Annotated in this window: 1 protein-coding gene; it reads left to right on the forward strand. The window is 70.1% G+C overall.

Annotated features, from left to right (window positions below; translation table 11 throughout):
• Positions 1–348 (forward strand): alpha/beta fold hydrolase (locus M8J73_RS26970; protein WP_249829170.1); only part of this gene is annotated, 348 nt, incomplete at both ends.

Here is a 348-nt window from a genome sequence, read left to right on the forward strand (position 1 = left end):
GTTCAACCAGGCCTGTCTCGACAACGCGGGCTCGCTGCTGCCGTACGTCGGCACCGAGTACGTCGCCCGTGACATCGATCTGCTGCGCCGAGCCCTCGGAGAGGAGCAACTGACGTACTACGGGCGGTCGTTCGGCTCGTACATCGGCACCGTCTACGCGTCGATGTTCCCCAAGCGGGTGCGGGCGCTGACGCTCGACGGGGCGTACGACCCGTACGCGTACGCCTACCGCCCCTACGCGTACGACCGGGCCCAGTACCTGGCGTTGGACGGCGCGATGGGCCGCTTCCTCGACTGGTGCGCCGCCGACCAGGCCACCTGCGGGTTCGGCGACGGCGACCCGCGCGG

It is taken from the genome of Streptomyces neyagawaensis (assembly GCF_023516595.1).
GTDB lineage: Bacteria > Actinomycetota > Actinomycetes > Streptomycetales > Streptomycetaceae > Streptomyces > Streptomyces neyagawaensis.